The 18,244-nt window shown below is 65.3% G+C and carries 15 protein-coding genes; 11 read left to right on the top strand and 4 right to left on the bottom strand.

All coding sequences use genetic code 11. The features are described 5' to 3' along the window. Nucleotides 1-157 precede the first annotated feature (157 nt). Both ABIF91_RS16065 and ABIF91_RS16060 read left to right on the top strand, forming a co-directional pair. A complete protein-coding gene (locus ABIF91_RS16065; RefSeq protein WP_028177742.1) occupies nt 158-934 on the top strand; it encodes a DUF1223 domain-containing protein in 777 nt (258 codons plus the stop codon). 509 nt (nt 935-1,443) lie between these two features. Continuing rightward, a complete protein-coding gene (locus ABIF91_RS16060; protein WP_028177741.1) occupies nt 1,444-1,815 on the top strand; it encodes a DUF2794 domain-containing protein in 372 nt (123 codons plus the stop codon). Nucleotides 1,816-1,907: 92 nt separating this feature from the next. Here the strand turns inward: ABIF91_RS16060 and ABIF91_RS16055 are convergent, their stop codons facing one another. The 4 genes from ABIF91_RS16055 to ABIF91_RS16040 all read right to left on the bottom strand — a co-directional run bounded on the left by ABIF91_RS16055 (nt 1,908) and on the right by ABIF91_RS16040 (nt 6,939). Continuing rightward, a complete protein-coding gene (locus tag ABIF91_RS16055; protein WP_028177740.1) occupies nt 1,908-2,438 on the bottom strand; it encodes a GNAT family N-acetyltransferase in 531 nt (176 codons plus the stop codon). Nucleotides 2,439-2,587: 149 nt separating this feature from the next. Next, on the bottom strand, nt 2,588-3,379 hold the full coding sequence (locus tag ABIF91_RS16050; RefSeq protein WP_028177739.1) for a Bax inhibitor-1/YccA family protein: 792 nt from the start codon (nt 3,377-3,379) through the stop codon (nt 2,588-2,590). Nucleotides 3,380-3,649: 270 nt separating this feature from the next. Next, a complete protein-coding gene (locus tag ABIF91_RS16045) occupies nt 3,650-6,220 on the bottom strand; it encodes an ABC transporter permease (RefSeq protein WP_028177738.1) in 2,571 nt (856 codons plus the stop codon). Next, complete coding sequence (locus ABIF91_RS16040) at nt 6,217-6,939, bottom strand: ABC transporter ATP-binding protein (RefSeq protein ID WP_028177737.1); 723 nt, start codon at nt 6,937-6,939, stop codon at nt 6,217-6,219. The genes ABIF91_RS16045 and ABIF91_RS16040 overlap by 4 nt, the downstream gene beginning before the upstream one ends. A gap of 55 nt (nt 6,940-6,994) precedes the next feature. Between ABIF91_RS16040 and ABIF91_RS16035 the strand changes: the two genes are divergently transcribed. From ABIF91_RS16035 to odhB, 9 genes are all read left to right on the top strand, one after another. Then, complete coding sequence (locus ABIF91_RS16035) at nt 6,995-7,630, top strand: arylesterase (RefSeq protein ID WP_028177736.1); 636 nt, start codon at nt 6,995-6,997, stop codon at nt 7,628-7,630. A 173-nt stretch (nt 7,631-7,803) separates the two neighbouring features. Next, nucleotides 7,804-8,340 carry an RNA 2',3'-cyclic phosphodiesterase gene (thpR, locus tag ABIF91_RS16030; protein WP_028177735.1) on the top strand — a complete coding sequence of 179 codons (537 nt, stop codon included), beginning with the start codon at nt 7,804-7,806 and terminating at the stop codon, nt 8,338-8,340. 187 nt (nt 8,341-8,527) lie between these two features. Continuing rightward, nucleotides 8,528-9,712 carry a cell division protein ZapE gene (gene zapE, locus ABIF91_RS16025; protein WP_028177734.1) on the top strand — a complete coding sequence of 395 codons (1,185 nt, stop codon included), beginning with the start codon at nt 8,528-8,530 and terminating at the stop codon, nt 9,710-9,712. 252 nt (nt 9,713-9,964) lie between these two features. After that, a complete protein-coding gene (mdh, locus tag ABIF91_RS16020) occupies nt 9,965-10,933 on the top strand; it encodes a malate dehydrogenase (protein ID WP_028177733.1) in 969 nt (322 codons plus the stop codon). Between the two features lie 219 nt (nt 10,934-11,152). Then, nucleotides 11,153-12,349 (top strand): ADP-forming succinate--CoA ligase subunit beta, encoded by a 1,197-nt coding sequence (gene sucC / locus ABIF91_RS16015; RefSeq protein WP_028177732.1) that lies wholly within the window; start codon nt 11,153-11,155, stop codon nt 12,347-12,349. A 4-nt stretch (nt 12,350-12,353) separates the two neighbouring features. After that, nucleotides 12,354-12,833 carry a DUF1579 domain-containing protein gene (locus ABIF91_RS16010; RefSeq protein WP_028177731.1) on the top strand — a complete coding sequence of 160 codons (480 nt, stop codon included), beginning with the start codon at nt 12,354-12,356 and terminating at the stop codon, nt 12,831-12,833. 33 nt (nt 12,834-12,866) lie between these two features. Next, nucleotides 12,867-13,751: a succinate--CoA ligase subunit alpha gene (sucD, locus tag ABIF91_RS16005; RefSeq protein WP_028177730.1), complete on the top strand. Its 885-nt coding sequence runs from the start codon at nt 12,867-12,869 to the stop codon at nt 13,749-13,751. 138 nt (nt 13,752-13,889) lie between these two features. Then, nucleotides 13,890-16,847 (top strand): 2-oxoglutarate dehydrogenase E1 component, encoded by a 2,958-nt coding sequence (locus tag ABIF91_RS16000; RefSeq protein ID WP_028177729.1) that lies wholly within the window; start codon nt 13,890-13,892, stop codon nt 16,845-16,847. Nucleotides 16,848-17,026: 179 nt separating this feature from the next. Beyond that, a complete protein-coding gene (gene odhB / locus ABIF91_RS15995; protein WP_424579241.1) occupies nt 17,027-18,241 on the top strand; it encodes a 2-oxoglutarate dehydrogenase complex dihydrolipoyllysine-residue succinyltransferase in 1,215 nt (404 codons plus the stop codon). Nucleotides 18,242-18,244: the final 3 nt, after the last annotated feature.

Raw genomic sequence — 18,244 nt, 5'->3', positions numbered from 1 at the left:
CGCGCGTTTGCGGTACGTTTCAGATGGGCCCGCCCGGCGGAAAACCTTCCTTTGGACGGTTGGCTGGACGGACGAATGTACCGCGCCCCGTAAGACTACGGTGACCATCCGGCGATAAGATTTCCCTTCCCACGAGCAATGGTGCGCGGCGTTCGACATGACGACAATGACGGCTTCTCATCCGATTTCGCGCTGGTCCAATGCCCTCTGGACGGGAGCTCTCGGCATCTGCGCGATCGTCGCCGTCATCCGCCCCGCGCACGCTGATCCCCGCGCCGTTGTCGAATTGTTTACCTCGCAGGGCTGCTCCTCCTGCCCGCCCGCCGACCAGATCATCGGCGATCTCTCGAAAGACCCGTCGATCATCGCGTTGAGCATGCCGATCGACTATTGGGACTATCTCGGCTGGAAAGACACGCTGGCGGACTCGCGCTTCTCTGCACGGCAGCGTGCCTATTCGCGCATGCGCGGCGACCGCGAGGTCTACACGCCGCAGGCCGTCGTCAACGGCTCCACGCATGTCATCGGCAGCGATCGCGCCGGCATCGAGAATGCGATCGGCAAGACCGACAAGGGCACCGGCGTGATGAGCGTGCCGGTGACGATGTCACTGTCGGGCAAGCACATCAACGTCTCGGTGGCCGAAAGCAAGGAGCCCGCGGCCTCGCACGGCGAGGTTTGGATCTGCTCGATCGCCAAGTCGGTGCCGATCGCGATCACCCGCGGCGAGAATCGAGGACAGCAGGTCACCTATCACAACGTCGTGCGCAACCTGCTCAAGGTCGGCGACTGGACCGGCCGTCCGGAAAGCTGGACGGTGCCGATCGAGAACCTCACGCGCGATGGCGTCGATGGTGCGGTGGTCTATGTCCAGGACGGCAGCCGGGAGAAGCCCGGCCCGATGCTTGGCGCGGCCTACACGTCGCTGCGCTGAAGCGCAGATATTTCTCCAGACAATCAGTCGTCATTCCAGGGCGCGCCACTTGGCGCAAACCAGGGTGCGCAATTGCGCGCCGTAGCTCGCGCTTCGCGCGCCCGGAATGACAGCGCGCCGGAAACATTCCGACACAAACAAAAAAGGACCAACTTGCGTTGGCCCTCCTTGCCGTGCGTACAGACCCGATCCTGTTCGACCCCGGGGGGCTGGGGGCTGAGGAATCCGGAACCGAAAGGACCGGGTCAACGCACGGAAGTCTTTATCGCAATGCAGGGCGGCGGGCGGTGGGCGGAAAAACGGCGATACTATGATTCCTGCTAACGATCCCGTGACGGTTTGCCGCGACAAAGTTCCACTCCTGCGTGTGCCCTGGCCCGCGGCCGATTCGGTGGGTTGAGCCCCTTGCAGCGCGGAACGGTTGGCGCAATCATGCAATTGTCATGAGCGCGGTTCCGGGGACGGTCTTCGCGGACGTGGTCATGGCGTGCGATGAGGAGGCGCTTCCCATGAGCCTGATGTCGGAGGATGCCGATCCGAGCGAGCAGCGCGCGGCGGCGCGCCCTGCCGCTGCGAATGCGCAGCCGAACCGGGTGACGTTCAACCGGCTCGAGCTGCACCGGATTCTCAATCTCTACGGCCGCATGGTTGCCGACGGCGAATGGCGCGACTACGCCATCGACTTCCTGAAGGACCGCGCCGTGTTCTCGGTCTATCGCCGCGCCTCGGAAGTGCCGATCTATCGCATCGAGAAGGACCCGCGGCTCGCGCGCAAGCAGGGCATGTACAGCGTGATCTCGGCGACCGGGCTGATCCTGCGCCGGGGCCATGAGCTCGAGCGGGTGTTGCTGGTGATCGATCGGAAGCTGGCGGTGGTGTGACGGGACTTTCGTAGCCCGGATGAGCGAAGCGACATCCGGGTCTTGTCTCGCAGCGTTCCCGGGTATCGCTGCGCTCATCCGGGCTACAGAACCTACGTCCCCGGCACCGTGCTTGCGCCCTCGCCGAGGTCCCGCTGCATCATCACCGTGTCCAGCCAGCGGCCGAATTTCAGCCCGACATTGGGATGCGTGCCGATCATCTTGAAGCCGGCTTTGGTGTGCACGCCGATCGATCCGGCGTTGGCGGAATCGCCGATCACCGCGATCATCTGGCGAAAACCGCGCGCCTCGCATTCGGTGATCAGCCGTTCCAGCAGCAACGAGCCGACGCCGCGGCGGTGGAAGGCGGGGTCGAGATAGATCGAGTTCTCCACCGTGAAGCGGTAGGCCGGCCGCGGCCGGTAGGCGCCGGCATAGGCGTAGCCGGCAATGCTGCCGTCGAGCATGGCGACGAAATAGGGATAACCGCCGTCGATCAGCGTGCGGTAGCGACGCGTCATCTCGGCGAGGTCGGGCGGCTCCAGCTCGAATGTCGCCGTGCCCTCGCGGACGGCCTGCTGGTAGATGGCGGTGATGGCGGGAAGGTCGGCCTCGGTGGTGGGCCTGATTTCGGGTGCGGACATGGCGGGAAGATAGCAGCGGTATTGCAACGAGCAACGCTGTTTCCGCATGCGTCATGGCCGGGACAAGCCCGGGCATGACTGAGTGTTACGCAAACAAAAACCCCGGCCTTTCGGCCGGGGTTCGTGTCCGTTCTCTCTCGTCGTTGCGCTTACTCGCGCTGGCCAAGCAGCTGCAGCAGCAGCGTGAACAGGTTGATGAAGTTCAGGTACAGCGACAGCGCGCCGGTGATGGCCGCACGCTCTGCGATGTCACCGCCGGCCGAGGCGTAGCCGTAGATGTAGTCGTTCTTCAGCCGCTGCGTATCCCAGGCGGTGAGGCCCGAGAACACCAGCACGCCGACCACCGACACGATGAACTGCAGCATCGAGCTGGCCAGGAACAGGTTCACCAGGCTGGCGAGGACGATGCCGATCAGGCCCATGAACAGGAACGAGCCCATCCCGGTGAGGTCACGCTTGGTGGTGTAGCCGTACAGGCTCAGCGCACCGAAGGTGGCCGCGGTGATGAAGAACACCCGCACGATCGAGGTGTGCGTGAACACCAGGAAGATCGACGACAGCGAGATGCCCATCAGCGCCGAGAATACCCAGAACAGGATCTGGGCGGTCGAGGGGGCGAGACGGTTGATGCCCGCCGAGATCACGAACACCATCGCGAGCGGCGCGAGCATGAACAGCCACTTCAGGGGGCTGACGAACATGGCGTAGCCGAACGGCGTCAGGAACAGCTTGCCGACGCGGACCGCTTCCGGGGTCGCAACGTCGGTCACGGCGGCCATGTAGACGCCGAGGGCGGCCAGGCCAGTGATGGCCAAGCCAATGGTCATGTAGTTGTAGATGCGCAGCATGTAGGCGCGCAGGCCGGCATCGACCGTCGCGGCGTCAACACGCCCGGCGGCCCTGCCGAAAGGAGAAGCGTAGTTACGGTCTAGGTCCGACATGGTCGAAATCCCGCTGGTTGGCCGGTCCGGCATGAGGGTCGCCATGCCGCCGGTTCGTCAAATTCTATCTCGGATACCAATCGCTGCCGACTAAATTCCAGCTAACAATCGGGTCTCCGAACCCATCCGATATGTGGGAAACTAACACATTCGGTGCAACCGTCCACGCGCGGCTGAATGTCGCCCTCGGCTACAATCCTGACGGGCGGCCATGATTAATCGCAGGAATCGTGCGATTCCGCTCCCGCGCGGCGCGCCCGCTACATTTTGTCACAAATTCCGCAACACCGTCGCGGGCTTTTTGTTCAACGCCAGCAGCGTGCCGGCGAGTCCCAGCCCGACGGTGACCACGAGGGCGGCCGCGACCACGCCGGCCGCGCTGCCGGCCTGCCAGACGAAGCTCAGCGTCATCAGCCGCGTCACGATCATCCAGGCCGCGATGCTGCCGGCGATCACGCCGAACACCGCGGTGGCGAGCCCGATCAGGAGGTACTCCAGCGCATAGGCGCCGAGCAGCCGCAGCCGCGTCGCGCCCAGGGTCTTCAGGATCACCGCATCGTAGACCCGGTGGCGGTGGCCGGCTGCGAGCGCCCCGCCCAGCACCAGGATCGCCGAGATCAGGGTGACGGCACTGGCGCCGCGGATCGCCAGCGCCAGGTTGGTCACCACCGAGCCGACCGTCTCCATCACCTCGCGCACGCGCACGCTCGTCACCATCGGATAGGCGTCGGCCACCTGCTTGATGATCTTGCCGTCGCCCGCGGCATTGCCGCCGGCCTCGGTCAGCGTTGCGATATGGGTATGCGGGGCGCCCTTGAAGGCGTTGGGCGAGAAGACGAGGACGAAGTTGATGCCGAGCCCTTGCCAGTCGATGGTGCGCAGATTGCCGATTCTCGCCGGGATGTCGCGGCCGAGCACGTTGACCACGATCTCGTCGCCGAGCTTGAGGCCGAGTCCGTCGGCGATCTTCTTCTCCATCGAGACCAGCGGCGGCCCGGAATAATCGGCGCTCCACCATTCGCCCTCGACCACCTTGGAACCTTCCGGCAGCTCGCCGGTGTAGGTCAGGCCGCGGTCGCTCTGCAGCACCCATTCGGAATCGGTCGTCGGCTTGAGTTCTTCGGCGCGGACGCCGCGCGCCGCGACGATGCGTCCGCGCAGCATCGGCACGTCCTCGACCTTCGCGCCGGGCGCGATCTGGCGCAGATAGAGGTCGAACTGCTCGGCCTGGGCGCTCGGAATGTCGATGAAGAAAAAGGATGGCGCCTGATCGGGCAGAGCTGCGAGGAACTGCCGGCGCAGATTGCCGTCGATCTGGGTGATGGTGACGAGCACGGCGAGCCCGAGCCCCAGCGACAGCACGACCGAGGGCGTCAGCGCGCCCGGCCGGTGGATGTTGGCGATCGCCAGGCGCAGCATCGGCAGCCGCGTCCGCGGCAGCCGCCGCGCGATTGTCATCAGCAGGGCGGCGATGCCGCGCAGCAGGGCGAACACGACGACCGAGGAGGCGACGAATACCGCGGCGATGCGCTTGTCGAAGGAGAGGCCGATCACGACCGCGATGAGCAGGGCGATCACGAGCCCCATGAACAGGAGATAGCCCAGGCGCGGTCGGTGCCATTCCGAGCTGATGGTGTCGCGGAACAGCGCGGCGACCGGCACGTCGTGCACGCGGCCGAGCGGCCACAGGCCGAAGGCCAGCGCGGTCAAGAGGCCGTAGACGAAGGACAGCGCGAGCTCGTCGGCATGCACGGCCGGCACCACCGGCAGCGGGAGCAGCTTGCCGAACAGCCCGACGATCGCGAAGGGCATGGCGGCGCCGAGCACGAGGCCGATCACCGAGCCGATGCCCGCGAGCAGCATGACCTGCGCAAGATAGATGCCGAAGACGTCGCGCCCGGTGGCGCCGACGGCCTTGAGGGCCGCGATCACCTCGACCCGGCGGTCGATATGACTCTTCACGGCATTGGCGACGCCGACGCCGCCGACCAGCAGCGCTGCGAGGCCGACCAGGGTCAGGAACTGCGTGAAGCGGCTGATGTTGCGCTCGAGCTGCGGCGAGGCATTGGAGCGGCTGCGGATCTCCCAGCCGGCCTGCGGCGCGGCGTTGCGGGCGTCCGCGATGAAGGCTTCGGTAGCGCGCTCGTTATTCGCGGCATCGGGCAGCTTGACCCGGTAGACCCAGCGCACCAGGCTGCCGGGCTGGATCAGGCCGGTGGCGCGCAAGGCCCTCTCGCTGATCAGGAAGCGTGGCCCGAAGCCGATGCCGCCGGCGAGCTTGTCGGGCTCGGATTCGACCGTCGAGCGGATCTGGAAGGTCGCCGAGCCGATGGTGACGCGGTCGCCGGTCCTCAGCGAGAGCCGCGCCAGCAGCGTCGGATCGGCGGCGGCGCCGAATGCGCCGTCACGCTCTGCGAGCAGGTCGGACATCGGCAGGGGCGGTGCCAGCGTCAGCTGGCCCAGCAACGGATAGGTGTCGTCAACCGCCTTCATCTCGACCAGCGCCAGCTTGCCGTCGGTCGTGCGCGCCATGCCGCGCAAGGTCGCCGCCGTCGACAGCGTGCCGCGCGAGCGCAGGAAGGCGACCTCTTCGGGCTTGGCCTCGCGCTGGAACAATACGAGGGAGACGTCGCCGCCGAGCAGCGTGCGGCCTTCGCGCGCGAGACCATCGGAGAGGCTCGCGGACACCGAGCCGACGCCGGCGATCGCCATCACGCCGAGCGCGATGCAGGCGATGAAGACATAGAAGCCGCGCAGGCCCCCGCGCAATTCGCGCAGGGCGTAGCGCAGCGACAGCGCGACGCCGCCCGGCCTCGCGAATGGTTCGACTGCCGCGCTCATGCCGGCGCAGACTGCGTGTCGATGCGCCCCGAGCGCAGGCGGATGACGCGATCGCAGCGATGCGCGAGCGAGGAATCGTGCGTGACCAGCACCAGGGTCATGCCGCGCTCGGCGTGCTTGCTGAACAGGAGATCGACGATCTGTTTTCCGGTCGTCTCGTCGAGATTGCCGGTCGGCTCGTCGGCGACGAGGATCGCGGGATCGGGCGCCAGTGCGCGCGCGAGCGCAACGCGCTGCTGCTCGCCGCCGGAGAGCTGCGTCGGATAGTGATGCAGGCGGTCGCCGAGCCCGACCGATTGCAGCTCCTGCGCCGCGCGCCGCGCAGCATCGGGATTGCCGGCAAGCTCGAGCGGCACGGCGACGTTCTCCAGCGCCGTCATGGTCGGAATCAGGTGGAAGGACTGGAAGACGATGCCGACCTGGCGGCCGCGGAAGCGGGCCAGCGCGTCCTCGTCGAGGGCATTGAAAGGCGTACCTGACACCACCACCTCTCCGCTATCAGGACGCTCCAGCCCCGCCATCACCATCAGCAGCGTGGATTTGCCCGAGCCTGACGGGCCGATCAGGCCGATCGTCTCGCCCGAGGCGACCCGCAGGCTGATATCCTTGAGGATGTGAACGCGTGCCGCGCCCGTGCCCAATGAGAGATTGACGTTGGAGATGGCGATGGTGTCCGCGGCGGCAGCGGCGAGCAAAGGGGGGTCGATGCGAGTGTCCATGGTCCGGTCATATGGCAACTCCGACAGCGCGGTCGAGAGGCGTTACGGATTGTTCATGCACATAGCCGTGTTGATGCTCGCTTTGATGACGATCGCGCCCCCCGCCTGGGCGGAAGCTACAAAGCCGATCAGGCTCGTCGTTCTCGGCGATTCCCTCAGCGCCGGTCTCGGCCTCCCGGCCCAGGAGGCGTTTCCCCAGAAGTTAAAAAAAGCGTTGCAAACCAACGGCATAGAGGTCGACATGATCAATGCCGGGGTATCCGGCGACACCTCATCCGGTGGCCGCGACCGGCTCGACTGGTCGGTGCCCGACGGAACTGATGGCGTCATCGTCGAACTCGGCGCCAACGACGCGTTGCGCGGCATCGATCCCGACCTGACGCGCGCCGCGCTGACCGACGTCATCCAGCGGCTCAAGGGGCGCAAGATCGCGGTGATGCTCTGCGGCATGCTGGCGCCGCCGAATTACGGCGCCGACTATGCCGCGCGCTTCAATTCGATTTATCCGGATCTGGCGAAAAAATTCGACGTGCCGCTCTACCCGTTCTTCCTCGAGGGCGTTGCGGCCGACGCCAAGCTCAATCAGGCCGACGGCATTCATCCGACTGCGGCCGGCGTCGACATCATCGTCGCCAACATCGTGCCCACAGTGGAGGCATTCCTTGGCACGATAGCTGAGCAACGGCGTTGAATGCAGGCAACGCTAACCCTAATTCCCAGGGTTTTCCCGGGGTGGCCCGCGCGATGCTTCGCAGAGTCACACAACTGCGATAGGAATCAGGGTACCGGTGATTCGTCACCGGCTCTAAAATTTGGATATGGTCTTTCCCAAGGATCATGCCCAAGCATCGGGAGTGCGAAACGATGCCGCGTTTGTTCACGGGTCTGGAGATTCCGGCCGAGATCGGCCACTCGCTTTCCAACTTGAGGGGCGGCCTTCCCGGCGCCCGCTGGATTGATCCCGAAAATTATCACGTCACCTTGCGCTTCATCGGCGACATCGACGGCGTCTCCGCCAACGAGATCGCCTCGATGCTGTTTCGCGTCGACCGCAAGCCGTTCGAGGTCAAGGTGCAGGGGCTCACCAGCTTCGGCGGTCGCAAGCCGCGCGCGGTGGTCGCCACCATCGCGCCGAGCAAGCCGCTGATGGAATTGCAGGCCGAGCTCGAACGCATGATGCAGCGGATCGGCCTCGATCCGGAGGGACGCAAATTCATCCCGCACGTCACGCTGGCCCGGCTGCACGACGCCACCGACCGCGACGTCGCCGACTATCTCTCGCTGCGCGGCTACTTCCCGAGCAAGGCGTTCATGGCGGAGCGTTTTGTCTTGTTCTCGTCGCGGGCCTCGACGGGCGGCGGGCCTTATGTGGTCGAGGACGCCTACGAGCTGTGTGAGTAGCACCGTCCTCGTGCCCCCGATGCAGCGCGGCGCCGGGGCCATTTCGCCACGCTCGATGCACGAAACGGTAGGTCCCGGCTCTGCACAGCAGCGTAACACGCTGCGGCGCGTCCGGGATACGAATCCGCATACTCCGTCCACCAATTGACGGCTTGCAATTTCCGCTCATCTCTGGCGGTAAGGAGCCATGCTCTCCACCCCCAGTTCCTCATTCCGCGACGCCTATCAGGCCCAGATCGCCGACGGCGCGATCGAGCCCGATGCGGCGCAGGCCGAGGTCGCCGAGGCCTATGCGGCGCTCGACCAGCGGCTTGCAAGCTACAAGCCCGCGCGCAAGCAGGGCCTGCTCAGCCGCTTGTTCAGCAGTGACAAGGACGAGGCGCCGCGCGGGCTCTACATCCATGGCGAGGTCGGCCGCGGCAAGACCATGCTGATGGATCTGTTCTTTCAGCACTCTGCCGTCGAGCACAAGCGCCGCGCGCATTTTCACGAGTTCATGGCGGATGTGCACGAGCGCATCTACGACTATCGCCAGAGCATCGCGCGCGGCGACACCGCCGACGGCGACGTCATCGCGCTGACCGCAAACGCGATCTTCGAGGAGAGCTGGCTGCTCTGCTTCGACGAATTCCACGTCACCGACATCGCAGACGCGATGATCCTGGGACGCCTGTTCGCCAAGCTGTTCGAGCTCGGCACCGTGGTGGTCGCGACCTCCAACGTCGCGCCCGAGGATCTCTACAAGGGCGGCCTGAATCGCTCGCTGTTCCTGCCCTTCATCAAGCAGATCACCGACCACATGGACGTCGCGCGGCTCGACGCGCGCACCGACTTCCGGCTGGAGAAGCTTCAGGGCGTGCCGATGTGGCTGACGCCGGCGGATGGCGATGCGGACGCCGCGCTCGACCGCGCCTGGAAGCGGATGTCAGGCGGCGCCAAATGCAGGTCGCGCGACATTTCGATCAAGGGACGCATCCTGCACGTGCCGTGCTCGGCCCATGGCGTGGCGCGGTTCTCGTTCGCCGACCTCTGCGAGAAGCCGCTCGGCGCATCCGACTACCTCCGGCTGGCGCACGACTATCACACCATCCTGGTCGACCATATTCCAGTGATGGACGTCTCCCAGCGCAACGCAGCCAAGCGCTTCATCACGCTGATCGACGCGCTCTATGACAATGCCGTGAAGCTGATGGCCTCGGCCGACGCCAACCCGATCTCGCTTTATCTCGCCCATGAGGGCATTGAGGCCATGGAGTTCAAGCGGACCGCCTCGCGCCTGATCGAGATGAGCTCGGAATCCTATCTGGCGCTGGCTCACGGTCGCAAGGATTCCACCGCCAGCGTCTCGACCAAGGGCCTGGTCGAGACTTAAGTCCTATTTGCCAGCGCCGTCATTCCGGGGCGTCGCGAAGCGGCGAGCCCGGAATCCATCGTGCCAAAAACTCTGCCGCCCGATGGATTCCGGGCCTGCGCCTGTCGGCGCATCCCGGAATGACGGACCCAGTATGGCTGCCATCGCGCCAAGCCCGACAATTGGGCATTCGGCGACTTGAACGGGGGAGGCGAAAGGGATAACCACCCGTCTCAGTTTTCCCCTCCTTACGTGTCTAAAGGACAGGTTCACATGGCGCGCGACAAGATTGCTTTGATTGGCTCCGGTCAGATCGGCGGAACGCTGGCTCATCTCATCGGCCTGAAAGAGCTGGGCGACGTGGTGATGTTCGACATCGCCGAGGGCGTGCCGCAGGGCAAGGCGCTCGACATCGCGCAGTCCTCGCCGGTCGACGGCTTCGACGCGCACTACAGCGGCGCGAATTCCTACGAGGCACTCGACAACGCCAAGGTCTGCATCGTGACCGCCGGCGTGCCGCGCAAGCCGGGCATGAGCCGCGACGACCTCCTCTCCATCAACCTCAAGGTCATGGAGCAGGTCGGTGCCGGCATCAAGAAGTACGCGCCCGACGCTTTCGTCATCTGCATCACCAACCCGCTCGACGCCATGGTCTGGGCGCTGCAGAAGGCCTCGGGCCTGCCGCACAAGAAGGTCGTCGGCATGGCCGGCGTGCTGGATTCGGCCCGCTTCCGCTACTTCCTGGCGGACGAGTTCAACGTCTCGGTCGAGGACGTCACCGCCTTCGTGCTCGGCGGCCACGGCGACACCATGGTGCCGCTGGTGAAGTACTCCACCGTCGCCGGCATCCCGCTGCCCGACCTCGTCAAGATGGGCTGGACCTCGCAGGCGCGCCTCGACGAGATCGTCGACCGCACCCGCAACGGCGGCGCCGAGATCGTCAACCTGCTCAAGACCGGCTCGGCCTTCTATGCCCCGGCCGCGTCCGCGATCGCGATGGCCGAGAGCTATCTGAAGGACAAGAAGCGTGTGCTGCCCTGCGCCGCCTATCTCAACGGCGAGTACAGCGTGAAGGACATGTATGTCGGCGTCCCCGTCGTGATCGGCTCCAAGGGCGTCGAGCGCGTGGTCGAGATCGAGCTCGCCGGCAAGGACCGCGAGGCCTTCGACAAGTCGGTCGGCGCCGTGCAGGGCCTGGTCGATGCCTGCAAGAAGATCGCCCCCGATCTTCTCGGCCGCTAAGCCGCAAGCAATACCCCGCCGAAGATCGAAACCCGGTCTTCGGCGGTTTCACTTCCGGAGCCCGGCTCACTGACTTGTCTAAGGCCGGGCGGGTTCCGGCACAGTCCAGATCTCGAAGTCAAAGAATCCAGGTTGCAGTTCCTGTGGTATATGGTATGCCAGCCACAAGACTGAGGTGGGCCCATGAGGTCACCGCCCGCGGGTTCAGGGAGCGACCATATGAATATCCATGAATATCAGGCCAAAGCGCTGCTGGGCGAGTTCGGCGTGCCGATCTCCAAGGGCGTCCCGGTCCTCAAAGCCGCCGACGCTGAAGCTGCGGCCAAGGCGCTGCCCGGCCCGGTCTGGGTGGTGAAGAGCCAGATCCACGCCGGCGGCCGCGGCAAGGGCAAGTTCAAGGAAGCCTCTGCCGGCGACAAGGGCGGTGTCCGCATCGCCAAGTCGGCCGCCGAGGTCGCCGAATTCGCCAAGCAGATGCTGGGCGCGACGCTCGTGACCGTGCAGACCGGACCCGCCGGCAAGCAGGTCAATCGCCTCTACATCGAGGACGGCTCCGACATCGACAAGGAGTTCTATCTCTCGATCCTGGTCGACCGCGAGACCTCGCGCGTCTCGTTCGTCGTGTCGACCGAAGGCGGCGTCAACATCGAGGACGTCGCGCACAACACGCCCGAGAAGATCGTCACCTTCTCGGTCGATCCCGCCACCGGCATCATGGGCCATCACGGCCGCACCGTCGCCAACGCGCTGAAGCTCTCCGGCGATCTCGCCAAGCAGGCCGAGAAGCTCACCGCGCAGCTCTACGCCGCCTTCGTCGCCAAGGACATGTCGATGCTGGAGATCAACCCGCTGGTGGTGACCAAGCAGGGCCAGCTCCGCGTGCTCGACGTCAAGGTGTCGTTCGACGACAACGCGCTGTTCCGTCACCCCGAGGTGCTCGCGCTGCGCGACGAGACCGAGGAAGACGCCAAGGAAATCGAGGCGTCCAAGTACGACCTCAACTACGTCACGCTCGACGGCAACATCGGCTGCATGGTCAACGGCGCGGGTCTTGCCATGGCGACGATGGACATCATCAAGCTCTACGGCATGTCGCCGGCCAACTTCCTGGACGTCGGCGGCAGCGCCAGCAAGGAGAAGGTCGCGGCCGCCTTCAAGATCATCACCGCCGATCCCAACGTGAAGGGCATCCTGGTCAACATCTTCGGCGGCATCATGAAGTGCGACGTGATTGCCGAGGGCGTCACGGCGGCGGTTCGTGAAGTCGGTCTCAACGTGCCCCTGGTGGTTCGCCTCGAAGGCACCAATGTCGAGCTCGGCAAGAAGATCATCGATGAATCCGGGCTGAACGTCGTTGCGGGCGACAATCTCGACGATTCCGCGCAGAAGATCGTGAAGGCCGTCAAGGGAGGCTAAGGCCATGACCCAGGACCATCTCGCCGCATCATCTCCGCTTCCCGAGCACGCGCGTCTCGCCGCGTTCGCCGGCGAATGGAATGGCGAAGAGGTGGTCTTCCCGTCGCGCTGGACGGAAGGCGGGCCGGCGACCTCTCGCGTCGTCGCCCGCATGGACCTCAACGGGTTCTACCTGATCCAGGATTCGGCTCAGATGCGCGACGGCAAGCAGGTCTTCGCCACTCACGGCATCTTCACCTACGATCGTGACGACCGGACCTACAAATTGTTCTGGTACGACTCGCTCGGCTACACGCCGCCCTCGCCCGCTTCGGGCGGGTGGGTCGGCAAGACCCTGACGCTGGTGCGCGGCTCGCTCCGCGGCAATGCGCGCCACGTCTACGAGATCATCGACGACGATTCCTATTCGTTGAAGATCCAGTTCTCGCCGGACGCGGAAGGCTGGGCCGACGTGCTCACCGGCGTCTACCGCCGCATCCACTGACCTCTCACTCGTTAGTTCGCGAAAGCAGACCTCATGTCCATCCTGATCGACAAGAACACCAAGGTCATCTGCCAGGGCTTCACCGGCAAGAACGGCACCTTCCATTCCGAGGCCGCGATCGCCTACGGCACCAAGATGGTCGGCGGCACCTCGCCGGGCAAAGGCGGCTCGACGCATCTGGGCCTGCCGGTGTTCGACACCGTGCGCGAGGCGCGTGAGAAGACCGGTGCCGATGCCTCGGTGATCTACGTCCCGCCGCCGGGCGCGGCGGACGCGATCTGCGAGGCCATCGACGCCGAGATCCCGCTGATCGTCTGCATCACCGAGGGCATTCCTGTTCTCGACATGGTGCGGGTGAAGCGTTCGCTGGCCGGCTCCAAGTCGCGCCTGATCGGGCCGAACTGCCCCGGCGTCATGACCGCCGGCGAGTGCAAGATCGGCATCATGCCGGCCAATATCTTCAAGACCGGCTCGGTGGGCATCGTCTCCCGCTCGGGCACGCTGACCTATGAGGCCGTGTTCCAGACCTCCCAGGAAGGCCTCGGCCAGACCACGGCGGTCGGCATCGGCGGCGACCCCGTCAAGGGCACCGAGTTCATCGACGTGCTGGAGATGCTGCTCGCCGACCCCAAGACCGAATCGATCATCATGATCGGCGAGATCGGCGGTTCCGCCGAGGAGGACGCCGCCCAGTTCCTCAAGGACGAGGCCAAGCGCGGTCGCAAGAAGCCGATGGTCGGTTTCATCGCCGGCGTCACCGCCCCTCCCGGCCGTCGCATGGGGCATGCCGGTGCGATCATCTCGGGCGGCAAGGGCGATGCCGGTTCCAAGACCGAAGCGATGAAATCGGCTGGGATTACAGTGTCCCCGTCGCCCGCCCGCCTCGGGCACACGCTTGCCGAAAAATTGAAAGGCTAATTCACTCCTTCGTGCTTTTCCGGGCGAAGTTTCGCAGCAAATAGGGTAAAGGGTGCCTGTCGCGCCGAGCCTCTGCCGGGGGAGCTCGGCGCCAGCGCCGTTTGTTATGCGCGAACCGAAATCGCCAGGAACTCCAGTATGTCTCGCCAGGACGCGAACGCAGCCTTTGCCTTGTCTTCCTTTTTGCAGGGCACCAACGCCACCTACATCGACGAAATCTACGCCCGCTATGAAAAGGACCCGTCCTCGGTCGATGCCGAGTGGCAGGAGTTCTTCAAGAGCCTGAAGGACCAGCCGGACGACGTCCGCAGGAATGCCCAAGGTCCGTCCTGGGAGCGCGCCAACTGGCCGCTGACGCCCCAGGACGATCTGACCTCGGCGCTCGACGGCAACTGGGCCGAAGTCGAGAAGACGGTCGGCGGCAAGATTGCCGCCAAGGCGCAGGCCAAGGGCGCCGATATCTCCTCCGCCGATCTGCTCCAGGCCACGCGCGACTCCGTCCGCGCCCTGATGCTGATCCGCTCCTACCGCATGCGCGGCCATTTCCATGCCAAGCTCGATCCGCTCGGCATCGAAGCGCCGCGCAACCGCGAAGAGCTCGATCCGCGCACCTACGGCTTCACCGAGGCCGACTACGATCGCAAGATCTTCCTCGATCACGTGCTCGGCCTCGAATACGGCAGCTTGCGCGAGATCACCGCGATCTGCGAGCGCACCTACTGTCAGACGCTCGGCGTCGAGTTCATGCATATCAGCAATGCCGCGCAGAAGGCCTGGATCCAGGAGCGCATCGAGGGACCCGACAAGGAGATCTCGTTCACCCGCGAAGGCCGCAGAGCCATCCTGATGAAGCTGATCGAAGCCGAAGGCTTCGAGAAGTTTTGCGACACCAAGTTCACCGGCACCAAGCGCTTCGGCCTCGACGGCGGCGAATCGCTGATCCCGGCGCTGGAGCAGATCATCAAGCGCGGCGGCAATCTCGGCGTGAAGGAGATCGTGCTGGGCATGCCGCATCGCGGCCGCCTCAACGTGCTGACCCAGGTGATGGGCAAGGCACACCGCGCGCTGTTCCACGAATTCAAGGGCGGCTCGGCCAATCCCGACGCGGTCGAGGGCTCCGGCGACGTCAAATATCACCTCGGCGCCTCCTCGGACCGCGAGTTCGACGGCAACCGGATCCATCTGTCGCTGACCGCCAACCCCTCGCATCTCGAGATCGTCGATCCCGTCGTGCTCGGCAAGGTGCGTGCGAAGCAGGACCAGCACGGCGATCCGCCGGACATGCGTATCTCCGTCATGCCGCTCCTGATGCATGGCGACGCCGCGTTCGCCGGCCAGGGCGTGGTGGCGGAGTGCTTCGGTCTGTCGGACCTGAAGGGCTACCGTACCGGCGGCTCCGTGCACTTCATCGTCAACAACCAGATCGGCTTCACGACCTATCCGCGCTACTCGCGCTCCTCGCCCTATCCGTCCGATGTGGCGAAGATGATCGACGCGCCGATCTTCCACGTCAACGGCGACGATCCGGAAGCCGTGGTGTTCGCGGCCAAGGTCGCGACCGAGTTCCGGCAGAAGTTCCACAAGCCCGTCGTCATCGACATGTTCTGCTACCGCAGGCATGGCCATAACGAGGGCGACGAGCCGGCCTTCACGCAGCCGGTGATGTACAAGCGGATCGCGGCGCATCCCTCGACGCTGGAGCTCTACTCGCGGCGGCTGATCAGCGAGGGCGTGATCACCGAGGGCGAGGTCGAGAAGGCCAAGGCCGACTGGCGCGCCCGGCTCGATGCCGAGTTCGAGGCCGGCACCTCCTACAAGCCGAACAAGGCCGACTGGCTCGACGGCAAATGGGCGGGCTTCAAGATCGCCGACCAGGAAGAGGACGCCCGCCGCGGCGTCACCGGCGTCGATCTGCCTGTGCTGAAAGACATCGGCCGCAAGATCACCAAGGTGCCGGACGGCTTCCGCGTCCACCGCACCATCCAGCGCTTCCTGGAAAATCGCGCCAAGGCGATCGACAACGGCGTCGGCATCGACTGGGCGACCGGCGAGGCGCTGGCGTTCTGCACGCTGCTGCAGGAAAATCACCATGTCCGCCTGTCCGGACAGGATTCGGAGCGCGGCACCTTCTCGCAGCGCCACTCGGTCCTGATCGACCAGGAAGACGAGAGCCGCTACACGCCGTTCAACCATCTCGGCAGCCAGCAGGGCCACTACGAGGTCATCAACTCGCTGCTGTCGGAAGAAGCCGTGCTGGGCTTCGAATACGGCTATTCGCTCGCCGAGCCGAACACGCTGACGCTCTGGGAAGCCCAGTTCGGCGACTTCGCCAACGGCGCGCAGGTCGTGTTCGACCAGTTCATCTCCTCGGGCGAGCGCAAATGGCTGCGCATGTCCGGTCTCGTCTGCCTCCTGCCGCACGGCTATGAAGGCCAGGGGCCGGAGCACTCCTCGGCGCGCCTCGAGCGCTTCCTGCAGATGTGCGCGGAAGACAACATGCAGGTGGTCTATCCGACCACGCCGGCGAACTACTTCCATGCGCTGCGCCGTCAGCTGCATCGCGAGATCCGCAAGCCGCTGATCATGATGACGCCGAAATCGCTGCTGCGTCACAAGCGGGCGGTGTCGCGTCTCGAGGAGCTGGCGAAGGGCACGACCTTCCACCGCATCCTGTACGATGACGCCCAGATGCTGCCGAACGAGGCGATCAAGCTCGTTCCGGACGAGAAGATCCGCCGTATCGTGCTCTGCTCCGGCAAGGTCTATTACGACCTCTACGAGGAGCGCGAGAAGCGCGGCATCGACGACATCTATCTGATGCGCATCGAGCAGCTCTATCCTGTGCCGCTGAAGGCGCTGGTGGCCGAGCTGTCGCGCTTCAAGAAGGCCGAAGTGGTGTGGTGCCAGGAAGAGCCCCGCAACATGGGTGCCTGGCACTTCATCGAGCCCTATCTGGAATGGGTGCTGAACCAGGTGAACGGCGCAAGCCGGCGTCCGCGTTATGTCGGCCGCGCCGCTTCCGCTGCGACCGCCACGGGTCTGATGTCCAAACATCAGGCGCAGCTGAAGGCGTTCCTGGACGAAGCACTGAGCTGAATTTCTTGAACTGCGTCATGCCCCGCCTCGTGCGCAAACGCGCACTGGAGCGGGGCATCCAGTACGCCGTGGCGTCCGTGCAGAGTACGAACGTCCGGTTTGCTGGATGGCTTGCTTTTCGCAGGCGATGACACACCCGCACTTATGACCGCATTGGCGATCTCCTTAAGGAAAAGACCATGACTGAAATTCGTGTGCCGACGCTCGGCGAATCCGTCACCGAGGCCACCATCGGCCGCTGGTTCAAGAAGGCCGGCGATCCGGTCGCCGTCGACGAGCCCTTGGTTGAGCTCGAGACCGATAAGGTCACCATCGAAGTCCCGGCGCCCTCCGCGGGCACGCTGAGCGAGATCATCGCCGCCGACGGCGCGACCGTCGCCGTCGGTGCGCTGCTCGGCCAGATCACCGAGGGGGCCGGCGCTGCCAAGCCCGCCGCCGCTCCCGCCAAGCCGGCCGCTGCTGCCGCCGCTGCGCCTAAGGCGCCGCCGGCCGATGCGCCGCTCGCTCCGTCCGTGCGCAAGCTGTCGGCCGAGACCGGCATCGACGCCTCGACCGTTCCGGGCTCCGGCAAGGACGGCCGCGTCACCAAGGGCGACATGCTAGCTGCGATCGAGCGCGCCGCCTCCGCGCCGACCCCGGTCAACCAGCCCGCCGCCGCCGTGCAGGTTCGCGCGCCGTCGCCGGCCGATGACGCCGCCCGCGAAGAGCGCGTCAAGATGACCCGCCTGCGCCAGACCATCGCGCGCCGCCTCAAGGACGTGCAGAACACCGCGGCCATGCTCACGACCTTCAACGAGGTCGACATGACCAACGTCATGGCGCTGCGTGCGCACTACAAGGACGCGTTCGAGAAGAAGCACGGCGCCAAGCTCGGCTTCATGGGCTTCTTCACCAAGGCGGTCGTGCAGGCGCTGAAGGACATCCCGGCGGTCAACGCCGAGATCGACGGCACCGACCTGATCTACAAGAACTACTACCACATCGGCGTCGCCGTCGGCACCGACAAGGGCCTCGTCGTGCCCGTGGTGCGCGACTGCGACCACAAGTCGATCTCCGACATCGAGAAGAGCATCGCCGATTTCGGCCGCCGCGCCCGTGACGGCCAGCTCAAGATCGACGAGATGCAGGGCGGCACCTTCACCATCACCAATGGCGGCATCTACGGTTCGCTGATGTCGACCCCGATCCTGAACGCGCCGCAGTCCGGCATCCTCGGCATGCACAAGATCCAGGAGCGGCCGATGGTCGTCGGCGGCAAGATCGAGGTCCGCCCGATGATGTATCTGGCCCTGTCCTACGATCACCGCGTCATCGACGGCAAGGAAGCCGTCACCTTCCTGGTCCGCGTCAAGGAGAGCCTGGAAGATCCGGCGCGCCTGGTGCTCGATCTCTGATCC

The sequence above is a fragment of the Bradyrhizobium sp. USDA 241 genome, from assembly GCF_049739505.1.
In the GTDB taxonomy this organism is placed as follows: domain Bacteria; phylum Pseudomonadota; class Alphaproteobacteria; order Rhizobiales; family Xanthobacteraceae; genus Bradyrhizobium; species Bradyrhizobium liaoningense.
This window is presented reverse-complemented; position numbering and strand designations above follow the sequence as displayed.